This window comes from Pseudomonas edaphica, from assembly GCF_005863185.1.
Taxonomy (GTDB): domain Bacteria; phylum Pseudomonadota; class Gammaproteobacteria; order Pseudomonadales; family Pseudomonadaceae; genus Aquipseudomonas; species Aquipseudomonas edaphica.
In genome coordinates this window covers 1-5,505 of the sequence record NZ_VBVZ01000418.1, presented here as the reverse complement: position 1 = coordinate 5,505, position 5,505 = coordinate 1, and the positions used below count along the sequence as shown (strand labels likewise).

Here is a 5,505-nt window from a genome sequence, read left to right as displayed (position 1 = left end):
TGCCCATTCCCTACGCTCATGAAGCGCAATGGCTTCAAGGACAAACAGCCTGACTCCCTGGGCCAGAAATCACACTTACCCTAAGCGTAGAAACAATCTCGTCACGTGTGGGATTTTTTTAGAGTATTCACTTAAAAAATTACTTCGGTAACAAATACCTACAACCCTTTCTCACGCAGCGACCGGTAAAGGTGGATATCGGGAAGCTCTTGCGCATACAGCTGCGGGTCAGGCAGGCGTTAAACGCGGGCAACAAAAAACCCACCGAGTCGGGTGGGTTTATTGCAGGCAGACGCGGGTTCAATCCCTCAGGTCAGACTCGTGAATCGGCTGATCACGGTGAGTCGCCCGCTGGTACTGCGCGGGCCAGATGGCTTTGCGCCCACCCAAGTCATCGTCGGCATGCAGCGGCCAGTAAGGGTCACGCAACAGCTCACGGGCGAGGAAGATGATGTCGGCCTGGCAGGTGCGCAGTATGTGTTCAGCCTGGGCCGGTTCGGTGATCATGCCCACCGTGCCGGTGGCGATACCCGACTCTTTGCGCACGCGCTCGGCAAACCGCGTCTGGTAGCCCGGGCCGGTGGGAATCTCGGCGTTGGCGGCGGTGCCACCGGAGGACACGTCGATCAGGTCCACGCCGAGTTCTTTGAGGCGGCGCGCCAGCTCTACGGTTTCATCGGGGTTCCAGCCGTCTTCGACCCAATCGGTGGCCGACACCCGCACAAACAGCGGCAGCTCCTGGGGCCAGACGGCGCGCACGGCGGTGGTCACTTCGAGCACCAGGCGGATACGGTTTTCAAACGAGCCGCCGTAGTGGTCCTGGCGCTGGTTGCTGATCGGCGAGAGGAATTGATGCAACAGGTAACCGTGGGCAGCGTGGATCTCCACCACTTCGAAACCGGCGGTCAGCGCGCGTTTGGCGGCGGCGACAAAGTCGGCAATCACCTGCTGGATCTGCCCTTCATCCAGTGGCCTGGGTTGCGTGTGGTTCGGGTCAAAGGCAATCGGCGAAGGGCCCACCGGCACCCAGCCGCCCTCCTCCGGCTTGACGCTGCCGTGCTTGCCGATCCACGGCCGATGGGTGCTGGCCTTGCGCCCGGCATGTGCCAGCTGGATGCCCGCCACCGCGCCTTGAGCAGCAATAAAGCGGGTGATGCGCTGCAGCGGTTCGATCTGCGCGTCGTTCCACAGGCCCAGGTCCTGGGCGGTGATGCGGCCATCGGCGGTGACGGCGGTGGCTTCAGTAAAAATCAGCCCGGCACCACCGACGGCGCGGCTGCCCAGGTGCACCAGGTGCCAGTCATTGGCCAGGCCATCGTCGGACGAGTATTGGCACATCGGCGAGACGGCGATGCGGTTGAGCAAGGTCAATTGACGGAGGGTGTAGGGTTCGAGCAGCTGACTCATGGCGCACCTCTTCTGGGTTCTGTGGGCACTATTCAAACAGTGCTTAGAGCCTAGTCGACAACGGTGGATTGCACAGGGTTCAGAAAGGAAAGCGGGAGCCGAATGCCGGCTCCCGTGTTGCAAAAGATTACATCTCGACCTGGGTGCCCAGCTCGATCACCCGGTTTACCGGGAGTTTGAAGAAGCGCAGGTTGCCGTTGGCGTTTTTCAACATGAACGCAAACAAGCTCTCACGCCAACGGGCCATGCCCTTGATGCGCGAGGCGATCACCGTTTCACGGCTGAGGAAGTAGGTGGTGCGCATCGGGCTGAAATCCAGATCGTCCAGGTGGCACAGTTTCAGGGCCTCGGGCACGTCCGGCTCATCGGTAAAGCCAAAATGCAGGATCACCCGGAAGAAGCCTTCGCCGTAGGCGTCCACCTCAAAGCGCCGCGAGGCAGGCACACGCGGAATGTCTTCGTAGACCACCGTGAGCATCACCACTTGCTCATGCAACACCTGATTATGCAGCAGGTTGTGCAACAGCGCGTGGGGCACGGCATCGGGCCGCGCGGTGAGGAACACCGCAGTGCCCTGCACGCGATGAGGCGGTTGCACGCGGATACTGCTGATAAAGATCGGCAACGGCAGCCCGCCTTCGTCGAGGCGGTCCATCAACAGTTCCTTGCCGCGCTTCCAGGTGGTCATCAGCACAAACAGCACAATCCCCGCCAACACCGGGAAGGCACCGCCCTGCACGATCTTTGGCACGTTGGCGGCGAAGAACAGGCCGTCCACCAACAGGAAGCCGATCAGCACCGGAATCGCCAGCACCGGCGGCCACTTCCAGAGCAGCAGCATCACCGCCGACACCAGGATGCTGGTAATCAACATGGTGCCGGTGACTGCCACGCCGTAGGCGGAGGCCAGGGCATTGGAGGATTCGAAGCCGAGCACCAGCAGGATCACGCCGACCATCAGCGACCAGTTCACCGCGCCAATGTAGATCTGGCCTTGCTCGGCGCTGGAGGTGTGCTGGATATGCATGCGCGGGATGTAACCCAACTGGATCGCCTGACGCGTCAGCGAGAACGCGCCGGAAATCACCGCCTGGGATGCAATCACGGTGGCCAGGGTCGACAGCGCGACCAATGGCACCAAGGCCCATTCCGGCGCGAGCAAGTAGAACGGGTTGCGCGCCGCTTCGGGGTTTTCCAGCAGCAACGCGCCCTGGCCGAAGTAATTGAGCACCAGCGCCGGCAGCACCAGGGCGAACCAGGCACGGGCGATCGGCTTGCGGCCGAAGTGGCCCATGTCGGCGTACAGCGCTTCGGCACCGGTCAAGGCCAGCACCACGGCGCCAAGAATCGCGACGCCCATGCCCGGATGGGACACAAAGAAACGCACGCCCCACACGGGGTTCAGCGCATTGAGCACCTCGGGATGTTGCAGGATGCCGTGCACGCCAAGACCGCCCAGCACCAGGAACCACACCACCATCACCGGCCCGAACAGCTTGCCGATGCGGTCAGTGCCGTGTTTCTGGATCAGGAACAGCCCCACCAGCACCACCAGCGACAGCGGCACCACCCAACGTTCAATCCCGTCAAAGGCCAGTTCCAGGCCTTCAACCGCCGACAATACCGAGATCGCCGGGGTAATCATGCTGTCGCCGTAGAACAGCGCCGCACCGATCAAGCCGAGGATCACCAGCACCGAACGCAACTTGGGGTACGGCGACGCCGCCCGTCGCGCCAGCGCCGTCAGGGCCATGATGCCGCCTTCGCCCTGGTTGTCCGCGCGCAGGATAAACAGCACGTACTTGATCGACACGACCCACACCAGCGACCAGAAAATCAGCGCCAGAATGCCAAAGACCCCGTCGTGATTGACTTGAACCCCATAACCACCGGTAAACACTTCTTTAAGGGTATAGAGCGGGCTGGTACCGATATCGCCGTAAACCACCCCGACCGCCGCCACCAGCATGCCAATCGGCTTTGCATTGGAATGCTCGGCACCTGCTGCCTGACTATTTGCCTGACCCATCAACCACTCCTGCCCTTTGACCTGAGGTCTTTTATAAACAACGCGCCTAAGCTGACCCTAGCATGCGCTGTTTTACTTCTCGTAACAGACGTTTTATTGACCCCGGGGTTTCACCCGTGCGCAACGGCGCGAAGCATAGCGCAGCACTCGTCGCATTTCCCCGTATAAAGCTGGTCAAGCGCGCTGCCCGTCGATAGAATTGCGCACTTTTTGATCAGAGGCGCACCAAGCGCCCGTCTACCGCCATGTCGTGCCCGACTGGCGGCGTCATTCAATACCGAGGTTAGACATGTCCACCACCATCGCAAAAGCCAACCCAAAGGTCGGCTTTGTATCCCTGGGTTGCCCGAAGGCTCTCGTTGACTCCGAGCGCATCCTCACGCAACTGCGTATGGAAGGCTATGACGTCGTGTCCACTTATCAGGACGCCGACGTGGTGGTGGTTAACACCTGCGGCTTCATCGACTCGGCCAAGGCTGAATCGCTGGAAGTGATCGGCGAAGCCATCAAGGAAAACGGCAAGGTAATCGTCACCGGCTGCATGGGCGTGGAAGAAGGCAATATCCGCAACGTGCACCCAAGCGTGCTGGCGGTAACCGGCCCGCAGCAGTACGAGCAGGTGGTCAACGCCGTGCACGACGTGGTGCCGCCGCGTCAGGACCACAACCCGCTGATCGACCTGGTGCCGCCGCAAGGCATCAAGCTGACGCCGCGCCACTACGCGTACCTGAAGATTTCCGAAGGCTGCAACCACAGCTGCAGCTTCTGCATCATCCCGTCGATGCGCGGCAAGCTGGTCAGCCGCCCGGTGGGCGATGTATTGGACGAAGCCCAGCGCCTGGTCAAATCCGGTGTTAAAGAGCTGTTGGTGATCTCCCAGGACACCAGCGCCTACGGCGTCGACGTGAAATACCGCACCGGCTTCTGGAACGGCGCGCCGGTGAAAACCCGCATGACCGAACTGTGCGAAGCCTTGAGCAGCCTGGGCGTGTGGGTGCGCCTGCACTACGTTTACCCGTACCCGCACGTGGACGAGCTGATCCCGTTGATGGCCGCCGGCAAGATCCTGCCGTACCTGGACATTCCGTTCCAGCACGCCAGCCCGAAAATCCTCAAGGCCATGAAACGCCCGGCCTTCGAAGACAAGACCCTGGCGCGCATCAAGAACTGGCGCGAGATCTGCCCGGAGCTGATCATCCGTTCGACCTTCATCGTCGGCTTCCCTGGCGAAACCGAAGAAGACTTCCAGTACCTGCTGGACTGGCTGACCGAAGCGCAGCTGGATCGCGTCGGTTGCTTCCAGTACTCGCCGGTCGAAGGAGCCCCGGCCAACCTGCTGGACGCGGCCATCGTGCCGGACGACGTCAAGCAGGACCGCTGGGAGCGCTTCATGGCGCATCAGCAGGCCATCAGCTCCGCACGCCTGCAACTGCGCATCGGCAAGGAAATCGAAGTACTGATCGACGAAGTCGACGAGCAAGGCGCAGTGGGCCGTTGCTTCTTCGATGCGCCGGAAATCGACGGTAACGTGTTTATCGACGATGCCAGCGGCTTGAAGCCGGGCGACAAGGTCTGGTGCACCGTGACGGATGCCGACGAGTACGACCTGTGGGCTGAAAAGCGCGACTAGCTCTGCGCACGCAAAGCGTCCGGCGAGGCATTCCCACGCAGAGCGTGGGAACGATCGGCGTGAAAAATTGAAAAAGCCTCGTGTCTGAGCAAGATGCGGGGCTTTTTTAGGTCTATCGTTTGCCCATCAGCGCCGATCATCGGCAAGGGGCAGCGGGCATGCGTCAGCATTCGGTTATCCACACACCTAAAACCAGCGACTACCAGCAATTGGCGCAGATCTGGGAAGACTCCGTGCGAGCGACCCATGACTTTTTGCCGGACAGCTACATCGTACTGCTCAAGGAGCTGGTGCTGACGCGCTACCTGGACGCGGTGATGCGATCCGCGTACAGAATCGCGCGACCATTGAGGTTACGCGCGGCACGGCCAATGGTCTGGATCAACGAGCGCTCGGAACGCAGGAAGCCTTCCTTGTCCGCATCCAGAATCGCCACCAG

At 61.1% G+C, this 5,505-nt stretch carries 3 protein-coding genes and 2 pseudogenes; 2 read left to right on the top strand and 3 right to left on the bottom strand.

What is annotated here, in order from left to right:
- Positions 1-300: 300 nt before the first annotated feature.
- Together FEM54_RS23000 and FEM54_RS22995 are read right to left on the bottom strand one after the other, a co-directional pair.
- Positions 301-1,407, bottom strand: coding sequence for an NADH:flavin oxidoreductase/NADH oxidase (locus FEM54_RS23000; RefSeq protein ID WP_017137089.1), 1,107 nt, complete (start codon positions 1,405-1,407; stop codon positions 301-303).
- Positions 1,408-1,534: 127 nt separating this feature from the next.
- Positions 1,535-3,436 (bottom strand): potassium transporter Kup, encoded by a 1,902-nt coding sequence (locus tag FEM54_RS22995; protein WP_099548536.1) that lies wholly within the window; start codon positions 3,434-3,436, stop codon positions 1,535-1,537.
- A gap of 289 nt (positions 3,437-3,725) precedes the next feature.
- Here FEM54_RS22995 and rimO point away from each other — a divergent pair, with 289 nt between their 5' ends.
- Together rimO and FEM54_RS34735 are read left to right on the top strand one after the other, a co-directional pair.
- Positions 3,726-5,066, top strand: coding sequence for a 30S ribosomal protein S12 methylthiotransferase RimO (rimO, locus tag FEM54_RS22990; protein WP_017137087.1), 1,341 nt, complete (start codon positions 3,726-3,728; stop codon positions 5,064-5,066).
- A 158-nt stretch (positions 5,067-5,224) separates the two neighbouring features.
- Positions 5,225-5,386, top strand: a pseudogene (locus tag FEM54_RS34735) (GNAT family N-acetyltransferase); the annotation flags it as partial.
- Here FEM54_RS34735 and FEM54_RS34730 read toward each other — a convergent pair.
- Positions 5,374-5,505 (bottom strand): annotated as a pseudogene (locus FEM54_RS34730) (hypothetical protein); the annotation flags it as partial. The pseudogenes FEM54_RS34735 and FEM54_RS34730 overlap by 13 nt on opposite strands.